Annotated in this window: 19 protein-coding genes; 13 read left to right on the top strand and 6 right to left on the bottom strand. The window is 56.6% G+C overall.

All coding sequences use genetic code 11. The features are described from left to right. The first annotated feature begins 35 nt into the window (after window positions 1–35). The 4 genes from ACEPPP_RS00905 to ACEPPP_RS00890 all read left to right on the top strand — a co-directional run bounded on the left by ACEPPP_RS00905 (window position 36) and on the right by ACEPPP_RS00890 (window position 3,455). The gene (locus ACEPPP_RS00905) at window positions 36–1,490 is read left to right on the top strand and encodes an IS66 family transposase (protein ID WP_374089184.1); all 1,455 of its coding nucleotides are present in this window, start codon (window positions 36–38) and stop codon (window positions 1,488–1,490) included. A gap of 81 nt (window positions 1,491–1,571) precedes the next feature. After that, on the top strand, window positions 1,572–1,943 hold the full coding sequence (locus ACEPPP_RS00900; RefSeq protein WP_374089183.1) for a DUF167 domain-containing protein: 372 nt from the start codon (window positions 1,572–1,574) through the stop codon (window positions 1,941–1,943). A gap of 16 nt (window positions 1,944–1,959) precedes the next feature. Then, on the top strand, window positions 1,960–2,283 hold the full coding sequence (locus ACEPPP_RS00895; RefSeq protein WP_374089182.1) for an EthD family reductase: 324 nt from the start codon (window positions 1,960–1,962) through the stop codon (window positions 2,281–2,283). 464 nt (window positions 2,284–2,747) lie between these two features. Further along, on the top strand, window positions 2,748–3,455 hold the full coding sequence (locus ACEPPP_RS00890) for a hypothetical protein (protein WP_374089181.1): 708 nt from the start codon (window positions 2,748–2,750) through the stop codon (window positions 3,453–3,455). A 216-nt stretch (window positions 3,456–3,671) separates the two neighbouring features. Here the strand turns inward: ACEPPP_RS00890 and ACEPPP_RS00885 are convergent, their stop codons facing one another. Beyond that, on the bottom strand, window positions 3,672–4,295 hold the full coding sequence (locus ACEPPP_RS00885; RefSeq protein ID WP_374089180.1) for a hypothetical protein: 624 nt from the start codon (window positions 4,293–4,295) through the stop codon (window positions 3,672–3,674). A 185-nt stretch (window positions 4,296–4,480) separates the two neighbouring features. Between ACEPPP_RS00885 and ACEPPP_RS00880 the strand changes: the two genes are divergently transcribed. The 3 genes from ACEPPP_RS00880 (at window position 4,481) to ACEPPP_RS00870 (ending at window position 6,185) form a co-directional block, all read left to right on the top strand. Further along, window positions 4,481–4,993, top strand: a complete 513-nt coding sequence (locus tag ACEPPP_RS00880) for a hypothetical protein (protein ID WP_374089179.1) — start codon at window positions 4,481–4,483, stop codon at window positions 4,991–4,993. Window positions 4,994–5,137: 144 nt separating this feature from the next. Next, window positions 5,138–5,782, top strand: a complete 645-nt coding sequence (locus tag ACEPPP_RS00875; protein WP_374089178.1) for a hypothetical protein — start codon at window positions 5,138–5,140, stop codon at window positions 5,780–5,782. Between the two features lie 25 nt (window positions 5,783–5,807). Continuing rightward, on the top strand, window positions 5,808–6,185 hold the full coding sequence (locus tag ACEPPP_RS00870) for a rhodanese-like domain-containing protein (protein ID WP_374089177.1): 378 nt from the start codon (window positions 5,808–5,810) through the stop codon (window positions 6,183–6,185). Between the two features lie 3 nt (window positions 6,186–6,188). Here the strand turns inward: ACEPPP_RS00870 and ACEPPP_RS00865 are convergent, their stop codons facing one another. The 5 genes from ACEPPP_RS00865 to ACEPPP_RS00845 form a co-directional block, all read right to left on the bottom strand. After that, window positions 6,189–6,713, bottom strand: coding sequence for a nucleoside triphosphate pyrophosphohydrolase family protein (locus ACEPPP_RS00865; protein ID WP_374089176.1), 525 nt, complete (start codon window positions 6,711–6,713; stop codon window positions 6,189–6,191). 102 nt (window positions 6,714–6,815) lie between these two features. Beyond that, complete coding sequence (locus ACEPPP_RS00860) at window positions 6,816–7,151, bottom strand: DUF4359 domain-containing protein (protein WP_374089175.1); 336 nt, start codon at window positions 7,149–7,151, stop codon at window positions 6,816–6,818. A 73-nt stretch (window positions 7,152–7,224) separates the two neighbouring features. Continuing rightward, on the bottom strand, window positions 7,225–8,241 hold the full coding sequence (locus ACEPPP_RS00855) for an agmatine deiminase family protein (RefSeq protein ID WP_374089174.1): 1,017 nt from the start codon (window positions 8,239–8,241) through the stop codon (window positions 7,225–7,227). Next, window positions 8,238–9,917 carry a DNA repair protein RecN gene (recN, locus tag ACEPPP_RS00850; protein WP_374089173.1) on the bottom strand — a complete coding sequence of 560 codons (1,680 nt, stop codon included), beginning with the start codon at window positions 9,915–9,917 and terminating at the stop codon, window positions 8,238–8,240. The genes ACEPPP_RS00855 and recN overlap by 4 nt, the downstream gene beginning before the upstream one ends. A 7-nt stretch (window positions 9,918–9,924) precedes the next feature. After that, window positions 9,925–10,800 (bottom strand): NAD(+) kinase, encoded by an 876-nt coding sequence (locus ACEPPP_RS00845; protein WP_374089172.1) that lies wholly within the window; start codon window positions 10,798–10,800, stop codon window positions 9,925–9,927. A 150-nt stretch (window positions 10,801–10,950) separates the two neighbouring features. Here ACEPPP_RS00845 and ACEPPP_RS00840 point away from each other — a divergent pair, with 150 nt between their 5' ends. The 6 genes from ACEPPP_RS00840 to ACEPPP_RS00815 all read left to right on the top strand — a co-directional run bounded on the left by ACEPPP_RS00840 (window position 10,951) and on the right by ACEPPP_RS00815 (window position 18,001). Continuing rightward, window positions 10,951–12,126, top strand: coding sequence for a phosphoglycerate kinase (locus tag ACEPPP_RS00840; protein ID WP_374089171.1), 1,176 nt, complete (start codon window positions 10,951–10,953; stop codon window positions 12,124–12,126). 264 nt (window positions 12,127–12,390) lie between these two features. Further along, window positions 12,391–12,630: a DNA-directed RNA polymerase subunit omega gene (gene rpoZ / locus ACEPPP_RS00835; RefSeq protein WP_374089170.1), complete on the top strand. Its 240-nt coding sequence runs from the start codon at window positions 12,391–12,393 to the stop codon at window positions 12,628–12,630. A gap of 9 nt (window positions 12,631–12,639) precedes the next feature. After that, window positions 12,640–14,808, top strand: a complete 2,169-nt coding sequence (locus ACEPPP_RS00830; RefSeq protein WP_374089169.1) for a bifunctional (p)ppGpp synthetase/guanosine-3',5'-bis(diphosphate) 3'-pyrophosphohydrolase — start codon at window positions 12,640–12,642, stop codon at window positions 14,806–14,808. A gap of 125 nt (window positions 14,809–14,933) precedes the next feature. Next, window positions 14,934–15,338 carry a RidA family protein gene (locus tag ACEPPP_RS00825; RefSeq protein ID WP_374089168.1) on the top strand — a complete coding sequence of 135 codons (405 nt, stop codon included), beginning with the start codon at window positions 14,934–14,936 and terminating at the stop codon, window positions 15,336–15,338. Between the two features lie 11 nt (window positions 15,339–15,349). Continuing rightward, entirely contained in the window at window positions 15,350–17,431 is a 2,082-nt protein-coding gene (gene recG, locus ACEPPP_RS00820; RefSeq protein ID WP_374090859.1) for an ATP-dependent DNA helicase RecG, read from the top strand. 6 nt (window positions 17,432–17,437) lie between these two features. After that, window positions 17,438–18,001 carry a chorismate lyase gene (locus tag ACEPPP_RS00815; protein WP_374089167.1) on the top strand — a complete coding sequence of 188 codons (564 nt, stop codon included), beginning with the start codon at window positions 17,438–17,440 and terminating at the stop codon, window positions 17,999–18,001.

Below are 18,001 nucleotides of genomic sequence, written 5' to 3'. Positions count from 1 at the left end.
TGCCAAAGCCCGGCCGCTTGTTAGAAAATTGCGATATGTCAAAACTCGTTATCGATCTCAGTCAACCGGCGCCAGTCCCGCAGAGCCTCGAAGAAGCGCAGCAGCTCATTGCCGCGCTGTGGCAGCTTTTGGTCGAACTGCAAAAACGGCAAGCGGAGCTGGAAGAGCAGCTCAATACGCATTCGGAGAACTCCTCAAAGCCGCCGTCGCAAGACAGCCCCAAGCAACGCGCAGAGCGGCCGTCGAAAAAACCGACCGGGCGTGCGAAAGGCGCGCAGCCGGGGCATGGCAAGCACGAACGCGCTTTGCTGGATGCCTCAGCGGTGGATCGGATCGAACATTATTATCCGCAGAGCCAGTGTGCTTGCGGCGGCGAGGTCGTCATGGACGGCTATCGCCGACATCAAGTTTTCGACTTGCCGGAAGTGCGTTACCAAGTGGTCGAGCACCGTTGTTATAGCGGGTGTTGCAGACAGTGCAAGGCGCGTCATCGCGCGGCCTTGCCGGACGACGTGCCGAGCGGGCAAATGGGCCCCGGCTTGATCGCCTGGATCAGTCTGCTGAACAGCCAATACCACTTGAGTCTGCGTCAACTCGAGAGCCTGTTGGCGGAGCAGTGGCAGCTGGATTTCAGCTTGGGCGCGATCAGCGAAGCCCAAGCGCCGGTGATCGACTGGCTGTTGCCCGTCTACCAACAGATTGGCGACCAGGTGCGTGACGCGGGCTTGGCTCACGCCGATGAAACCAGCCATTTTCGCGGGAAGAGCCGCTACTGGCTGTGGTCATTGAGCACGCCGCAGGCGGCTTATTTTATGACCCATTATTCGCGCGGCAAACAGGCGGCCCGGGAACTGTTGGGCGATTTCGACGGCATTCTGGTCACCGACCGGCACGGCGCTTACAACGATTATGACGCCGACCGGCATCAGTACTGCTGGGCACACATCATCCGCAACCTGGAGAAAATCTCCGGACGTTCGGGACAAGCCGGGGAAGACGGCACTTACCTGTTGCGCCTGGCCCGCCTGGTGGTGCACTGCGGCAAGCGCTGGCAGCACAGCGGTTGCCAATCCTTGCTGTACCGAAGGCGTTTGCAGCGCTTACGCCAACATTTTCAAGCCACCCTGGAACGCACCGCAACGACCCATGGCGATACGCGCACCGGCCACGCCTGTCGCAAGCTTTTGCGCGACAGCCCACGGCTGTGGACGTTTTTGAAATATCAAGGCGTGCCGATGACGAACAACGCTGCGGAGCAAAGTCTGCGACCGTATGTCATTTGGCGGAAAATCAGCTTCTTCACGCAATCACATCGGGGCAATCAGTTTCGGCCGATGATGTTGTCCCTGATTGAGACGTGCAAGCGGCTCAAGGTCAATGTCTATCAGACCCTGCGGACGGTTTGCTGGCAAGGGGTGATGGAGGGGCATGTCTCCTTCCGGTTGCCATTCCCAGCTTTAGCTTGCTTGCCTTCGGCTTCGGGGGCGTGAACGGTTACTGAAGCATACGCGTCGCGTCCTGCGGGACCAACTCAGTCCCTCCGGATATTTAACCTGGACTCCCCCAACTCCGTGGCAAAACCGAAAAAAACAAAATCAAAGTCTGAAGCAACATCCGAAGGCAACTCGGGGCGCAAAGGGTTGGTAATCGATTCTTTTTGCGCCTGGGATGGCGACATCCTGGTGCTGAATATTCTCGGCACGCCGAGCGCAAACAAGGATGCCATCGGCAAGCCCAAAGGCCATCAACTCAAGGTGAGCGTCACCGCCGCGCCGGTTGGCGGCCGGGCAACCGACCATATGGTTCGATTCCTGGCAAAAGAATTTGGGGTGACGGCCAATGATATTGAAGTGGTGTTCGGACGATTCAATGTCAATAAGCAATTACGCATTAAATCGCCGAAGCAACTGCCATCCGTGATCAACAAGCATTTATCCCAATAAAACACAGACCGCAACAATGATAAAAATCAGCATCCTCTACCCAAACAATCCGGGCAGCCGGTTCGATTTGAGATACTATGTCGAAACGCACATGCCGATGTCCATTGAGCTCTTGGGCGCGCATCCAGGCTTCAAAGGGGTTTCCGTGGAACAGGGCCTCGGCGGCCTCATTCCAGGCAGCGAAGCCGCCTATGTCGCGATGTGCCATTTCCTGTTCGACACGTTGGAAGACTTCATCGCGGCTTTCACGCCTCACGCCGCCCTGCTCCAGGGCGATATACCGAACTACACCGATATCGAGCCGGTAATTCAATTTAATGAAGTGTTGATTTCTCGGTAGCTGTTTATCAAGCATGGTATTCATCCTATTCGCCCTACCCTAAATATAATTGATTGGGAGAAAGCCTGTCTCAATTAGGCTCTATTATCAGATGATAGACAATATTATTCTCTTCCAAATAGGGAATGCCATCTTTGTTGTCTCAAAGAATCTGAATTGAAAGCCTAATTACGCACCGTTTTCACGGTGCTTAAGGAGGTGCATTACGCGCTGATCCGCTCTACCCTTTATCATTTGTCTTTGACTATAGGGGATACGCATTGCCTTAAAAGATTCTATTATCAGGTAATATTATGGTTTCCAAAATAAGCGGTTGCCAATCCCGCCTGGATTTACCTTAATACTTTTAAGGTTGAATTTAACTTCACAAGATAAATTAAATTTTATAGGGAAATAATGCTGGGCTTTACCGCCTCGGCTTCGCGGTTCCATTGAATACTTTTCCATAAAAAGCGTATATGAGTATGAAAAGCAAAAAAATCTTATCCTCGGGAATAGCCGCGTTTGTGGCTGTTATGGCGCTAGACGCGTCGGTTTGGGCGGCGACTACCGAACAAGTCGGAGCAAGCGGCAAAACATACGCATCAAGCGTGGTGAAATGTGCCGCCGACCCCGCTAACCCAGACACAAGCGAATTATCGCCGGTAGTAGAAGCTGGCCTGTATAACCCGCCAATTAAGGCGAGCGCCAGCGTGTCGCTCAACCAAAACCCAATAGCAACTGTCACAACCGCTAATCCGGCCGCCAATGTATGGCTCGCCGATGGTGAAAACAAGGTAGTTGTGGCGCTAAGTAAAAAAACCGCAGATAGCTATGCGTTCAACGTACAGCCAGGTATGTGTGACCTTCCAGACACCTCTGGCAATACGTTCAGCGCCGACGGCACACTCGAATACGCCGCAAGTGGTAAGTCATACGCGACCGTGACACCCGGTTGTGCGTTGAATCCAGCCACCGGGCTGGCACAACCGTATGTCCACCTGTTCGATAATGGCAATTACATACTCAATGTTTCCGTCAATGGCGTCGCGCTGACACAACTCAGTTCAACCCGTCCCCATACGCCAGTCTTTCTGAGCGCCGGCCCGAATGTTATCTCGGCTGCCAACGGCTATGTATCCATCGACTATTATGTCCGCGACGGTGGTGATGGCACCTGTACATTGCCGTAGCAGGATCTTAAGTCCGCAAGGCGGATTCGCGTTAGCAATCCGCCGGGAACGGGGTCAGGCTTCGAAATGGCGGATTGCCTTCGGCGAAATCCGGCCTACCTTCTTTTACCCCAGTGGGATACGCATAAGCACCATAGGCTGATCTGCGGGCAGAAGTCCGTCAATCACGACCGCTTAACTTAATGCTCGTTGCAGTGCATGGAAACTATGAGCGAATTAATCTTCAATGCCCCCCTGCTGCACATATCCCAATGATTCAAGCGCAGCAGAGTATCTGGCCAGAGCAGCATCGAATGATTCCCCGGCGTGATTGCTCTTCAAGGTACCGGCAGAGTCAAAACTAACATTCCAGCCACCCCACGTAAGAGTCGCCTCCCCCGTACTATCGGAATAGGCAATACTGCTACCGACATGTCCGTGCATGACTTTCGGAAAAGGAATGGTAACCTTGCTGTTCGCGGCGCTGTTCACTGTTAACATAGCATTCTCACCATGAAAGTAAGCGCGGTCCCCAGCCACCCCGGCGTTGATCTCGTTTTGCAATGGCGTGCGCGCTATGGCAGTGAAATCACCTTTTGCTCCCCTAACATGCACAAAATGCGGATCAATCAACGGCTCAACCTTGTAGGATTTAACCCCGTTCGCCGACGAGTAATGGATCACGGATGCCTGAACGTTTTGATAATCAACGATGAGGATTTGCTTCTTTGTCAGAAAGCCGCCATGACCTTCGCCGGTGAAAGCATCGGTGCGTGTCCCTTTGTAAATGATCAGATCCGCCGCGGCAAGCGTCGGCGTCAGTAGTGTTGCTGCGAGGAGAAGACGAAAAACAATTTTCATAAAAAAATTTAACAAGTATTTGAGAAATTCAAGATTAATTTAATAAAAGCTAGCAACCACCGTAGGTGGTCTTCATATATCCTGAACAATCCATCCGAAATTTGCAACCTGAAGCCTATAATATCGGCGAAAAGACTAAAATTAAACACACACCAATACATTTGCAGATGGCAAAGAGGAAATTTATGGCATTGACGCGCTTAGCACCGCTAACACTCGTTATCACCTTCGCTTCGGCGCCTGCCGGCGCACTTGATATCACCGGAACATGGAGCGGTAAATTCACTTGCTCTAACTTCGACGGCCTTACCTACAACACGGTAAGCGATAAGAAGCAAACCCTGTATATCAGCCAGTATGGAGAGAATGTCTCTGTTGAATGGGTCGACGAGGCTAATAATACTACGGTAACTTATTTTACGGGCTCCGTGATCGCCCACCAGAACAAGCCCTCCTCCAAGGGCCAGGTGGCCTTAGCCGATTGCTCGACCGGTCCCGAACTCAACGCCTATTTTTCCGAGATTGCCAAACTAAGCGCAAGCGTAAATCTCAATACCGGTACGGGCACACTGACGGGAACATCGATCTATAGCATTCCTGACTCTCCGGAGGCCATGAAAACAGTAGGCCAATGCAAGTGGAATTTCAAGCGGGTCAACCCCCAAGATCCTCAAGTGACTGCAGGCTGCCCGGGATAGGATAAAGCCGTATTTAGCGATCCGCCGGCAACAGCCACAGGCTTCGAAACGGCTGATTGCCTTCGCGACCCTCCGGTTAGTTTCAAACGCTTTCAAAGGCGATTAATCTATTCAAGCCCTATTCGCTATAATGAGGTTGTTGTCATGAATCAAGCCAATACGAACATCAAGCGGATGCCATGGTGCCTAATCATCATGATGTTATCCGGATGCGCGCAGCAATCCTTGCCGCGTCCGGTGACCGACGCGACCGAGCGCTATTTCGGAACGGGTTATTCATTGTTGCCGCCGCAGGGTAATGACTGGCACTTTCTTGAGCAAAGCCCTAACCTCACCGTCTTTGGCAAAGCGCTGTCCGCACAAAGAAAAAAATTGATGCATACTTTTGTTGCCACGGTTATGGTGATGCAGCCGGAAATCAAGAAAGTTAATTTTGCGGCCGAGTTTCCGAAAGCGCAGGAAGAACTGTTTCGAGCGCAATTGAATAGGGAGGGATTTCGCCTCCTTAGCCTTCAGTCGGCCCCTTACGGCCTTCCTGGCAGCTATTGCTCCCGCTATGATTTGGAACAAGAAGAACGGAATAATCCCTATACGCCCGGCATCGTTTTTAATATCACGGTGCACGGTTTCGTTTGCCTCGACGCATCGTCCGAATTTATGATCGACGCCTCCTATTCCGAAAGAAGGCCGCAGGGCAGCGCGGCGGCGCTCGATGATAAACTGAAAGGGGAAGCGGAAGGCTTTCTAAGAAATATCGCGGTGTCGCCGCTTCGACAAAGCAAAGATTGATTTTATGAACGACAAAACGACCCTAATGAAAAAATCCTGTGCCGTTATCGCGATGCTTGTCTGCGTTGCGGGATGCAATTTCCAAAAACCGGACTATGTCAAAACGATATCCGCTGACGAATTAAACCGGACCATGCAAAATGCCGATATTTTGCTGGTTGACGTGCACACGCCCCAGCAGCGGCACATCATGGGCACCGACCTTTTCATTCCCTACGACGACGTCGCGAAATACCAGGACAAACTGCCCCAAGATAAAAACACACCGATCTACCTCTATTGCGAAGGCGGCCCGATGGGCAATGCGGCGGCGAGATCGCTTTATGAATTGGGTTACCGTAACTTATTCAATCTGGAAGGCGGCGCCAAGGCCTGGAGAAAGGCGGGGCTTGCTTTTGAATGAGCGTCACTCATAAAGGCAATCGCTCAAATCGGGCAGCTTGGTCCAGTCGACTTCGCCCCGATTTTCGACACCTTGCCCGTAAGCTGTCCCCGTTTCCATTTGATGCAGGTGAAACGCGCTGAACGCCTTGTCGAAATCCGCATTCAAGAAGCTGCCGGTTAATTGCGCCGTGACGCAATACAGCTCAGAATAATCTTTGCAGTGTCCTGAGGAGCAGGCATGGATGCGTTCGCTGATCACTCGCATCAGCGACAGCACCGTGCCGTCATGCCGCCAGAATACCGGCTGCTCGTCCACCTCGAATTCGCAGCCTTGCTGAGCGATCGCATTCAAGCCCAGATAGACCAAAGCGGTCAGCCGGGTCAGAATTTCGGCCATGTCGCCCTGTTTGATCGCCAGCAGCGCCTGCTTGCCCGCCTCCATCAACCAGGCCTGCCGCATCACGATAGCCATGTCGGAAATATGGCCTTCCGCCGGAAAGCCGAATTTTGCGCGGTATTCTCTGACTGATTGCAAATGTTTGTTCATGACCGCTCCTCGCCTGAATGAGGGCTTTATGCTGCCGCAAAGCGCTGAAATAGAGGATACAACTGTAGACCTACGACTTCGAGCGGCTGAGGATGGTTCATTTTATGGGGATTGAAGTGCCTGATCCTTGAAAACCTGGTCTTCGGTCAGGTAAAAATGATTCACAAGGCCGATCGCGCGGATATGGCTGTTGCCGATCACGGTATCGTAGGCGCTGAAAATAATATAATCCTTTCGTTCCGTTTGCTGGACCATCAGCCTGGACGCTACCCCGCCCAGCACGGAGCCGATCATGCCTTGAAGCGGATCTTTGGCTTGCCCGGCTTTATCGAGAATGCGCTGATTGATGAATTGGTCATAGCTGTCCATGCTCGGATTGGTATAGGCCAGAAATCCGAGGAAAGCGAGCAGGATCAGGGTTGAAGCCAGCAATTTCATGAGACTCTCCCAAAAAGACAGGACGGCAAACGGATGAGCGTTTGCCGTCGATAAAGCATTGACAGATCAACGCCTATTTAAATACGCCGGCCGGAAACTGCATCGTCATGCAATGCAGGCTGCCGTACTGATGCACCAGAGGCCGGCAGGGCGTCGGGATGATCTTGTGCTCGGGGAAACAGCCGGCCAGACGTTCCAACGCCACCGCATCCATAGGGTCGTCGTAGACCGGCACCATCACCGCCTGATTGATGATCAGGAAGTTCGAGTAATTGGCCGGCAGTTGGCGGCCGTCTTCGTCGAAGAGCGCTTTCGGCAATGGCAGGGGAACCAATCGATACGGCTTGTTGCCGCGCGTGCGCAGTGCCTGCAGCTGGTTTTCCATATTTTTCAGACTGTCGTATTGCGGATTGGTTTCGTCATCCGATGCGGTATAGGCGATCGTATCAAAGCTGCAAAACCGCGCCAATGTGTCGATATGTGCGTCGGTGTCGTCGCCGGGCAGGTTCGGCTGATCGATCCAGAACACACGGGCTGCGCCGAAGCTCAGGCCGAGCTGGCGCGCGATCTCGTGTTTGCTGAGCTCCTTGTTGCGGTTTGGATTCAGCAGGCACTGGCGGGTCGTCATGATCGTATCCCTGCCGTCGCTTTCGACGCTGCCGCCTTCGAGGATGAAGTCGATATCGAGACTTCTGACGCCTTCGAAAGCCGGTGACGCCAGCAGTTTTTGATTCAGCGCATTGTCGTCGTCGTGCGGATATTTCTCGCCCCAGCCGTTGAAGCGCAGATTCAACAGCAGCGGCTTGCCGTCTTCCTCGACGGTCAGGAACACCGTGTCGCGGACCCAGATGTCGTTGACCTTCGCGTGGATGAAGACGATGTTGTCGTTGCTTTCGATCAGTCCGCGGATGCGGCTTTCGTGCTCCTGATCGCGGCAGACGATGAACAGCTTTTCATATTGACTGATCGTTTCGGCGATGAAATGGTAAGAGGTCTCGACTTCTTCGAGATGAATGAAATCGCCGGTCTCATGCGGCCAGGCGATCAAAACGGCGGATTGGGGTTCCCATTCGGCTGGAAAGCGGATCATTGGTGTGAGTTTCCTAAGGTTAGCATTTCCCTGGCGTGCGCCAGGGTGTTGTCGGTAAGATTGACGCCGCCCAGCATGCGGGCGACTTCGAGCACGCGTTCCTCGTCTTCGAGCACGCGCACGGTCGATGAGGTGATGTCGGTCTGCTGGTTTTTCGCGACGAACAGATGGTGATGCGCTTGCGCGGCGACCTGCGGCAGATGCGTCACGCACATGACCTGGCGGTTATGGCTCAGGCTTCTGAGCTTCTGGCCGACGATCTCGGCGATGCCGCCGCCGATGCCCGAATCGACCTCGTCGAAGATCATCGTCGGCGTGGTCTTGTCGCTCGACGTGGTGACCTGAATCGCGAGACTGATCCGCGCCAGCTCGCCGCCCGATGCGACCTTCGCCAGCGGCTTCGGCGGCATGCCGGGATTCGCGCTGACCAGAAACTCGATCTTGTCGAGGCCGTTCGTTTTCGGTTCGTTGCCGTCGAGTCCTGTCAATTCGACCCGGAATTCGCCTTGCGGCATGCCGAGTTCCTTGATCATCCCCGAAATCTGCTGGCCGAGCCGGGTCGCCGCCTGCCCGCGTTTTTCGCTCAGCTCGGCGGCCAGTTGCCGGTATTGATCGAGAAATTTCGCCACATCCGCTTCGAGCGTTCCTATCCTTTCTTCGCTGTGCGTCAGATTGTCGAGTTCGTGCGCGAGCTTTTGCGCCAGTTCCGGCAGTTCCTCGGGCGCGACATGATGCTTCCGGCTCAGGCTCTGGATCACGCCGATCTGGTTTTCGAGGTCTTCCAGGCGTTTCGGATCGGCTTCCTGCGACTCCAGAAAGCGGCGCAGTTCCAGCGCGGCTTCCTCGATCTGAATCTGCGCTTCCGAGAGCAGCGAGCAGACGCTGTTCAGTTCCGTCGCGAAGCGGGACAGATGATTCAGTTCGTTCACGCAGTGACCGAGCATCCGGATCACCGATACCTGATCGTTTTCATACAGCACATCGATCTGCTGCTGGCCCGCGCTGAGAATCTGGCCGAGATTGGCCAGTTTGCTGTGTTCGTCGGACAAGGCCTGATAATCGAAATGCGCCAGATCGAGCTGGCTCAGCTCGTCCAGTTGGTACCGCAGCAGTTCCTCGCGCTCGCTGTGATCGAGACTGGCTTTCTTCAGCGCGGCCAGTTCCCGGTGCGCCTGATGCCATTGCCGGTATGACGCATTCAACCGGTCGAGCAAGGGCTGGTTTTTCGCGAACGCATCGAGCAGGCGGCGTTGTTCGTCCGCGCCGAGCAGCCGCAGATGCGCGTGCTGGCCGTGAATCTCGACCAGTTTTTCGCTGAGTTCCTGAAGCGATTGCAGGGTGACCGGACGGTTGTTGATGTAAGCCTTCGAGCGGCCGTCTTCGTTCACGACCCGGCGGATCAGGCAATGCTCGCCGTCATCGAGTTCGTTTTCGACCAGCCAGTCGCGCGCGAGCGGCGCATCGCCGAGATCGAATTCGAGGTTGATTTCGGCGCGCTTCGCTTCCGGGCGCACATAGCCGGAATCGGCGCGGTCGCCGAGCGCAAGCCCGAGCGCAGTCAACAGGATCGACTTGCCGGCCCCGGTTTCGCCGGTCAACACCGACATGCCTTTTTCAAGATCGAGATCGAGCGCCTTCACGACGGCCAGATCGATAATAGTCAAATTCAACAGCATGGGGCTCTCAACCGTTGCTCCAGTTCAATTTTGTGCGGAGGACCTGGAAAAAATCATGATCTTCCGGGTGCAGAATTTTAATCGGTTTCGGGTCTTTCTTGATCAGAATCCTGTCGCTGATCAACACGTCAGGGATCTGCAAATGATCGCAGGTGACCAGGGCCTGAATCTGCTTGGTCTGGCAGAAGCTCAGTTCGATCTCGGCGCCGCCTTCGATCACGATCGGCCGATTCGACATCGTGTGCGGATTCAACGGCACCAGCACCAAGGCATTCAGCGACGGCGACAGAATCGGCCCGCCCGCGGACAGCGCATAAGCGGTCGAGCCGGTCGGCGTCGAAATGATCAGGCCGTCGGAACGCTGCGAATTCAGGAACACGCCGTCGATTTGGGTCACGATCTCGATCATGCTCGGCGTGATCCAGCGGTGCACCGCGACTTCGTTCAGCGCGATCTCTTCGTGAATGACCTGACCTTCGCGGATGATCTTCGCGCGCAGGAAATAGCGTTCTTCTGCCTTGTAATGGCCCTGCAGGGTCGCTTCGAGGCGTGCCGGCAATTCATCCGGCGAAATATCGACCAGAAAGCCCACCCGGCCGAGATTGACCCCGATCAGCGGGATGCCGTAATTCACGATCGCGCGCGCGGCAGACAGAAAGGTGCCGTCGCCGCCGACCGCGATGACCAGGTCGCAATGCCGGCCGATTTGCTCCGTCGCCACCGCCACGGCGGCCTTGCCGCGAATAAATTCGGCGCTGTCCGCGGCGATGATCACCCGATAACCCGCCTGGAGCAAATACTCGTAAATCAGCGCCAAGGTCCCGGCAATGCTGGGATCGCTGGGTTTGCCGATGATGCCGATGGTGTCGAAGGAAGTCCGCATTGCAGGAAGATTGCCGGTAAAGCAGGCGATTATACAAAAAAATCGTTGCGACACTCGCGTTATGCAAGAATTAATGCAAACAAGACGAATACGCCCCCGATATTTTATAATAATCCGATTCGCCACCTACTTAAACGAAGAGAGAGTAATATGTCAGTAAAAAGAATGGCTGATCTGGACTTGTCCGGCAAACGCGTATTGATTCGTCAGGATTTGAACGTACCGGTCAAGAACGGCAAAGTCACCAGCGATATCCGCATTCAAGCCAGCGTGCCGACCATCGTAGAGGCCTTGGAGAAAGGCGCGGCGGTAATGCTGATGTCGCATCTCGGCCGTCCTGAAGAAGGCGTCTATGATGAAGCGTCCTCGTTGAAGCCGGTTGCAGAACGCCTGGCCGAACTGCTCGGCAAGCCGGTGCGCCTCGAAAAAGACTGGATCGACGGCATAGAGATTCAACCCGGCGAAGTCGTGTTGTGCGAAAACGTCCGCTTCAATGCCGGCGAAGGCAAGAACAAGGACGAACTGGGCCAAAAGATGGCCGCGCTCTGCGACGTGTTCGTGATGGATGCATTCGGCACCGCGCACCGCGCGCAAGCCTCGACGCACAGCGTCGCGAAGTTCGCCAAGGTCGCCTGCGCAGGCCCGCTCTTGGCCAGCGAACTCGATGCGCTGGGCCGGGCGCTCGAAACCCCGGCCAAACCGCTGGTCGCGATCGTCGGCGGCTCGAAGGTTTCGACCAAACTGACCGTGTTGAAAACATTGTCCGAAAAAGTCGATCAATTGATCGTCGGCGGCGGCATCGCGAACACCTTCATCGCGGCGGCCGGCTTCCCGGTCGGCAAATCGCTGTATGAACCCGACCTGATCGGCGAAGCCAAGCAACTGATCGCGCTGGCCAAGCAAAACGGCTCCGACATTCCGGTTCCCGTCGACGTGGTCTGCGCGAAGGAATTCTCCGAAACCGCGGAAGCGACCGTCAAAAAAGTCAGCGAAGTGGCCGAAGACGACCTGATCATGGACATCGGGCCTGAAACCGCGAAGCAGTACGCCGAGATTTTGACTTCCGCCAAAACGATCGTCTGGAACGGCCCGGTCGGCGTGTTCGAATTCGACCAGTTCGGCGGCGGCACCAAGGCTCTGGCCGAAGCGATCGCAGAGTCCCCTGCGTTCTCCATCGCCGGCGGCGGCGATACGCTGGCCGCGATCGACAAATACGGCATCAGCGACAAAGTGTCCTACACCTCGACCGGCGGCGGCGCTTTCCTGGAATTCCTCGAAGGCAAGGAATTGCCGGCCGTTGCGATTTTGAAAACGCGCGGCGAATAAACGCTTCGTACTTTGCTGTACCCGCATCACCCGGCCTTATTCCCAGTAGATACGAAGGCGGGGTGATGCTCAACCGCATGCACAGCCTCGGTGCACGATCGAGGCTGTCCTATCATTAAACGTTCAATATTGCTAATATTCCATTATTGCTAATATAATGGCTGCAAGCGTTTTGTAACGCACTGATCAAAAAAGAAAGAAACCCATTGTCGTTCGCTCTGGTCAAACAGCCAGACCGATTGACATCAACACTTAAGGATACCGATGGCCAGAGTTACGATTGAAGATTGTTTGGAACATGTCGAAAACCGCTTTAAGCTGGTGTTGCTCGCGGCAACGCGCGCGCGCCAACTTGCGCGCGGTGCGGACGAATTTGTGCCGCGCGGCAAGGACAAGGACACCGTCGTCGCCCTGCGCGAAATCGCGGCGGGCCATGTCACGCCGGCCAATGTGAATGCCCTGCACCGCTCTACCGAGCACCACGATCCTAATCCGATCTTCTGAACCTGACTTATGTTGGACATAGCCGATCCGATCGAACTCGAACGCCCCCAGGACAAACTGGTCCGGCGTTTGTGCGAGATCCTGAACGGCTATCTCGAACCGCCGCAAATCGACGAATGCGTCCGCGCCTATGAATTCGGCGCCTCGGCGCATTCGGGCCAATTCCGCCGAAGCGGCGAAGCCTATATTTGCCACCCGGTCGCGGTCGCGATCAGCCTCGCCGAAATGCGCATGGACGCCAACTGCATCATGGCGGCGATCCTGCATGACGTAATCGAAGACACCCCGATCAGCAAGGCCGAACTGGCCAGCCAGTTCACGCCGGAAGTCGCCGAACTGGTCGATGGCGTGACCAAACTGACCAAGATCGACGGCATCTCGCGCGCCGAAGCGCAGGCCGAAAACGTCCGCAAGATGTTCATGGCGATGACCCGGGATTTGCGGATCATCATGGTCAAGCTCGCCGACCGCCTGCACAACATGCAAACCCTCGGCGTGATGCCGCCGGAAAAGAAACGGCGCATCGCGAAAGAAACCCTGGACATCTACGCGCCGCTGGCCAACCGCCTGGGCATGAACAATATCCAGCAGCACCTCGAATGCCTGAGCTTCGAAGCGATGTACCCGCGGCGTTATGCGATTCTGAAAGCCGCGGTCAAGAAAACGCGCGGCAACGGACTCAAAACGATCAATACGGTCGAGAACGCGATCAAGAGCCGGATGCATCAGGCGGGCATCGTTTGCGAAGTGTCCGGACGCGAAAAAAATCTGTACAGCATTTACACCAAAATGCGGCTGAAAAAAATCTCGCTGCCGGATATTTTCGATGTGTATGCTTTCCGCATCTGCGTCGACGACATCGACAACTGCTACCGGACGATCGGCGTCGTGCATTCGCTCTACAACCCGAAACCGGGCCGTTTCAAGGATTATATCGCACTGCCGAAGGCGAACGGCTACCAGTCGCTGCATACGACCTTGGTCGGCCCCGGCGGCGTACCGGTCGAGATTCAGATCCGCACGCACGAAATGCACCGCATGGCCGAATCGGGCATCGCCGCGCACTGGCTGTACAAGTCCGACGACGAAAAAAACGAAAAATTCCAGAAACGCGCGCACGAATGGCTGAAGGATTTGCTCGAAATCCAGAAATCGGCCGGCGATTCGCTCGAATTCATCGAAAACCTGAAGGTCGATCTGTTTCCGCAGGAAGTCTTCGTGTTCACCCCGAAAGGCAACATCGTCAAGGTGCCGCGCGGCTCGACCGTGGTCGATTTCGCCTATGCGGTGCACACCGACATCGGCAATCAATGCATTTCCGCGCGTATCGACAAGCAACTGGCGCCGCTGCAAACCAAGCTCGAAAACGGCGTCACGGTCGACATCATTACCGCCTCCTGGGCGCGGCCGAACCCGTTGTGGCTGAACTTTGTGATTACCGCGAAAGCCCGCTCCAGCATCCGCGGCTACCTGAAAAATTTCAACCGCAAGGAAGCGATCATGCTGGGCCGCCGCCTGCTCGAAAAAGAATTGCAGGCCATGGATCTGCATCTCGAACAGATCGACGAAGCAAGGATTCAGGCACTGCTCAAAGTCACCGCCAAAGCGTCTCTGGACGACCTGCTCGAGGACATCGGCCTCGGCAACAAGATGCCGTTCCTGGTCGCCAAACGGATTGCCCAGGACGACGTCCACGGCGCGGTCAAACTGGAAGAAACCCATCATGCCCGCGTCGCGCCGCTGATCATTAAGGGCACCGAAGGCATGATCATCACGCTGGCCAAATGCTGCCGGCCGATTCCGGGCGATTCGATCATCGGCTTTTACAATCCGGGCAAGGGCATCGTCGTGCATCATCATGAATGCCACAACAGCAACGATACCCGGAAAAAACAGGCCAACTGGCTCGATGTCGAATGGAGCCAGGATTTGACCACCGAGTTTCCGGCCGAATTGCGCCTCGAAGTGCTGAACCGCACCGGCGTGCTGGCGACGATTCTGGGCGCGATTTCCGAGATGCATTCGAACATCGAAAACGTCAGCGTCGTCGATCAGGACGAAAAGGTATGCGTCGACCTGATTACGCTCAGCGTGAAGAACCGCGTGCATCTGGCCGAGATCATGCGCAGACTGAAGAAATTGCCTATCGTGGTCAAAATCGAACGCGTCAGGGCCTGATAGCCGCATCGACCTCAAGTTAACAATGGCTGGGCCACTTTAACCACCTGAAGCGACTCTCAAATCGCCCCCGCAATCATGGTAAGATAGCCCGATTCCAACCGTATTTGTTCGTACTATCCATCATGATCAAAGAAATCATCAGCACCGACAAAGCCCCCCAGGCGATTGGCACCTATTCGCAAGCGGTCAGAGTGGACCGCACCGTGTACCTGTCCGGGCAAATCCCGTTGTCGCCGGAGACGATGACCCTCGTCGACGGCGATATCAGGGCCCAGGTCGTCCAGGTCTTCGAAAACCTGGGCGCGGTCATCGAGGCGGCGGGTGGCAACTTTGCCGATGTCGTCAAACTGAATGTTTACCTGACCGACCTGGGACACTTCCCGATCGTCAATGAAGTGATGGGGCAGTATTTTCAGGAACCTTACCCCGCGCGCGCCGCGATCGGCATCGCCGCCTTGCCGAAAGGCGCACTGGTCGAAATCGACGGCATCGTCTGCCTGCCGCCGCAGGAATATCCGGCGTCCTGAAGTCCTGAATGATGAACCGGCTGCAGCAACCGGTTTCCGCGCTCGCGGGGATCGGCGCGCAAACCGCGCGGCGCTTCGAAAAACTCGGCATCCGCGTGATTCAGGACCTCTTGTTCCACCTGCCGGTGCGTTATGAAGACCGCACCCGTCTGACGCCGATCGGCTCGCTCGCCGCCGGCATGACCGCGATGATCGCCGGCAGGGTCGAATTCGCGGACGTCCTGCCGCGCGGACGCAAGAGCCTGATCGTCCGGATTGCCGACGACACCGGCTTCATCTCGCTGAAATTTTTCCATTACTCGGCCAATCAGTTCCATGCCTTCGCGCCCGGTGTCCTGGTCAGCTGCTTCGGCGAAGCGCGCTACGGCTACGCCGGCCTGGAGATGACGCACCCCGATTACCAGATCGTCGCCGATGCGGAGCATTTCGCGCTCGACACCCGCCTGACGCCGGTCTATCCGTTGACCGAAGGACTGAGCCAAAACGCGATCAGGAAGGCGGTCAAACAGGCGCTCGCGCTGTGCACGCACGACAGCCGCCTGTTGACCGACTGGCTTCCCGAGCGGCTGTTGCGACAGCTGCGCTTTCCCGCCTTGCAGCAGGCGATTCAAACCCTGCACACGCCCGGCGAGCCTGGCGCCTCTGTCGCGCTGCAAAACGGCAGCCATCCGGCATTGAAACGGCTCGCGTTCGAAGAATTGCTGACCCACTATCTGAGCCTCAGACGGGCCAAAGGCGTTAACCAATCCTGCGAGGCGCCGATCCTGGCCGGCGACCCGGTCGCCGCCGACCACTTCATCCGCCGTCTGCCCTTCCCGTTGACCACTGCCCAGCGCCGCGTGATCGGCGAAATCGCGGACAATTGCCGCAAACCGCAGCCGATGATGCGGCTCGTGCAAGGCGATGTCGGCTCCGGCAAGACGGTCGTGGCGGCCTATGCGGCGCTGCTCGCGATCAGCTCGGGTTATCAGGCCGCGGTGATGGCGCCGACCGAACTCCTGGCCGAACAGCATTACCGGAACTTCAGCCAGTGGTTCAGCCATTTCGAAACCAAGGTCGTGCTGTTGACCGGCCAGTTGAAAGGCAAACAACGCAGCGAGATCCTCGCCGCGCTGAAAGACGGCTCGGCGCCGATCGCAATCGGCACGCACGCCTTGTTTCAGGACGGCGTCGAGTTCGATCGGCTCGGCCTGTGCGTGATCGACGAACAGCACCGCTTCGGCGTGCACCAGCGCCTCGCGCTGCGCGAAAAAGGCCACCAGTCCGGCCTCCGGCCGCATCAGCTGGTGATGACCGCGACGCCGATTCCGCGCACCCTGGCGATGCTGCAATATTCCGACCTCGATATTTCGGTGATCGACGAACTGCCGCCCGGACGCAAACCGATCGTGACCAGCGTGATTCCGGCCGACCGCCGCGGCGAGGTGATCGCCAGAATCTCGGGCTGGGTCGCGCAAAAAAAACAGGCCTATTGGGTCTGCACCCTGATCGAGGAGTCGGAAGCGCTGCAATGCGAGGCGGCCGAAAAAACCGCCGAACTCCTGGCCGAAGCACTGCCTTCCGTGCGGGTCGCGCTGATCCACGGCCGCATGAAAGCGGCCGAAAAAGACGCGATCATGCAGGCCTTCAAACAGCATCAAGTCGACCTCTTGGTCGCGACCACCGTGATCGAGGTCGGCGTCGATGTGCCGAACGCCGGACTGATGATCATCGAAAACCCGGAGCGGCTCGGCCTGTCGCAATTGCATCAGTTGCGCGGACGCGTCGGCCGCGGCGACAGCGACAGCTATTGCCTGTTGATGTACCAGGCACCGTTATCGGAGATGGCGCGCCAAAGGCTCGGCATCCTGCGCGACAGCAACGACGGCTTCGTGATCGCGGAGAAGGATTTGGAGCTGCGCGGCCCCGGCGAAGTGCTCGGCACGCGCCAAACCGGCGCGGTGCATTTCAAGATCGCCGATTTGTCCAGGGATGCCGATTTGCTGGATAATATCCAGCAAATCGGCGAACAGTTCTTCAGGGAAGCTCCGGACGCCATCCAGCCCCTGTGCGACCGCTGGCTCGGGGCCTCCACCGCTTACGCCGAGGTTTAATCCCGTTTGCCGACCCAAAGCCTGTTATTGACCCGCGAACCCACCTGGCGCGAAAACCGTCCCGGCCTCCGCCACACCCTGCCCGAAAGCGTGGCCTCCTGGACTTTCGAAACCGGCTCGCTGACCCGGCGCCTGCGCGGCCATTACGGCACGGCGGTCAAGGTCAAGATGCTTTATCACCGCTGGCTGACGCCTTTCCTGAGCGAGCGCAAACTGCTGAATCAACCGGAACACCGTTATTGCCTGACCCGCGAAGTGATGCTGCACGCGGACGGCGTACCGCTGATCCTGGCCCGCACGATCCTGCCGGAAGCGACGATCCGGTGCGCGCACCGGAATCTCTCGCATCTCGGCACCCGCCCGCTCGGCGAAGTGATTTTTTCATATCCGGATCTCGAACGAAGGGAACTCCAGGTCGCGCGGCTGAAACCGGCCGACTGGAGCCAGGCCGCATTGGAATGGGGCGCGATCCAGGCGCCGGTCTGGGGCCGAAGAACCGTTTATGCGATCATGCAGCAGCCGCTCTTGGTCAACGAGTTTTTCATGCCGGGGGCGCTGGCGATCGCTTGA

Source organism: Methylomicrobium lacus (genome assembly GCF_041897535.1).
Classification (GTDB): domain Bacteria; phylum Pseudomonadota; class Gammaproteobacteria; order Methylococcales; family Methylomonadaceae; genus Methylomicrobium; species Methylomicrobium lacus_A.
This window is presented reverse-complemented; position numbering and strand designations above follow the sequence as displayed.

Excerpts from the sequence above, each read along its gene's own strand:
- ACEPPP_RS00905 (WP_374089184.1), top strand. The coding sequence starts at position 36 with ATGTCAAAACTCGTTATCGATCTCAGTCAACCGGCGCCAGTCCCGCAG.
- ACEPPP_RS00895 (WP_374089182.1), top strand. The coding sequence starts at position 1,960 with ATGATAAAAATCAGCATCCTCTACCCAAACAATCCGGGCAGCCGGTTC.
- ACEPPP_RS00890 (WP_374089181.1), top strand. The coding sequence starts at position 2,748 with ATGAAAAGCAAAAAAATCTTATCCTCGGGAATAGCCGCGTTTGTGGCT.
- ACEPPP_RS00885 (WP_374089180.1), bottom strand. The coding sequence starts at position 4,295 with ATGAAAATTGTTTTTCGTCTTCTCCTCGCAGCAACACTACTGACGCCG.
- ACEPPP_RS00880 (WP_374089179.1), top strand. The coding sequence starts at position 4,481 with ATGGCATTGACGCGCTTAGCACCGCTAACACTCGTTATCACCTTCGCT.
- ACEPPP_RS00875 (WP_374089178.1), top strand. The coding sequence starts at position 5,138 with ATGAATCAAGCCAATACGAACATCAAGCGGATGCCATGGTGCCTAATC.
- ACEPPP_RS00870 (WP_374089177.1), top strand. The coding sequence starts at position 5,808 with ATGAAAAAATCCTGTGCCGTTATCGCGATGCTTGTCTGCGTTGCGGGA.
- ACEPPP_RS00865 (WP_374089176.1), bottom strand. The coding sequence starts at position 6,713 with ATGAACAAACATTTGCAATCAGTCAGAGAATACCGCGCAAAATTCGGC.
- ACEPPP_RS00860 (WP_374089175.1), bottom strand. The coding sequence starts at position 7,151 with ATGAAATTGCTGGCTTCAACCCTGATCCTGCTCGCTTTCCTCGGATTT.
- ACEPPP_RS00855 (WP_374089174.1), bottom strand. The coding sequence starts at position 8,241 with ATGATCCGCTTTCCAGCCGAATGGGAACCCCAATCCGCCGTTTTGATC.
- recN (WP_374089173.1), bottom strand. The coding sequence starts at position 9,917 with ATGCTGTTGAATTTGACTATTATCGATCTGGCCGTCGTGAAGGCGCTC.
- ACEPPP_RS00845 (WP_374089172.1), bottom strand. The coding sequence starts at position 10,800 with ATGCGGACTTCCTTCGACACCATCGGCATCATCGGCAAACCCAGCGAT.
- ACEPPP_RS00840 (WP_374089171.1), top strand. The coding sequence starts at position 10,951 with ATGTCAGTAAAAAGAATGGCTGATCTGGACTTGTCCGGCAAACGCGTA.
- rpoZ (WP_374089170.1), top strand. The coding sequence starts at position 12,391 with ATGGCCAGAGTTACGATTGAAGATTGTTTGGAACATGTCGAAAACCGC.
- ACEPPP_RS00830 (WP_374089169.1), top strand. The coding sequence starts at position 12,640 with ATGTTGGACATAGCCGATCCGATCGAACTCGAACGCCCCCAGGACAAA.
- ACEPPP_RS00825 (WP_374089168.1), top strand. The coding sequence starts at position 14,934 with ATGATCAAAGAAATCATCAGCACCGACAAAGCCCCCCAGGCGATTGGC.
- recG (WP_374090859.1), top strand. The coding sequence starts at position 15,350 with ATGAACCGGCTGCAGCAACCGGTTTCCGCGCTCGCGGGGATCGGCGCG.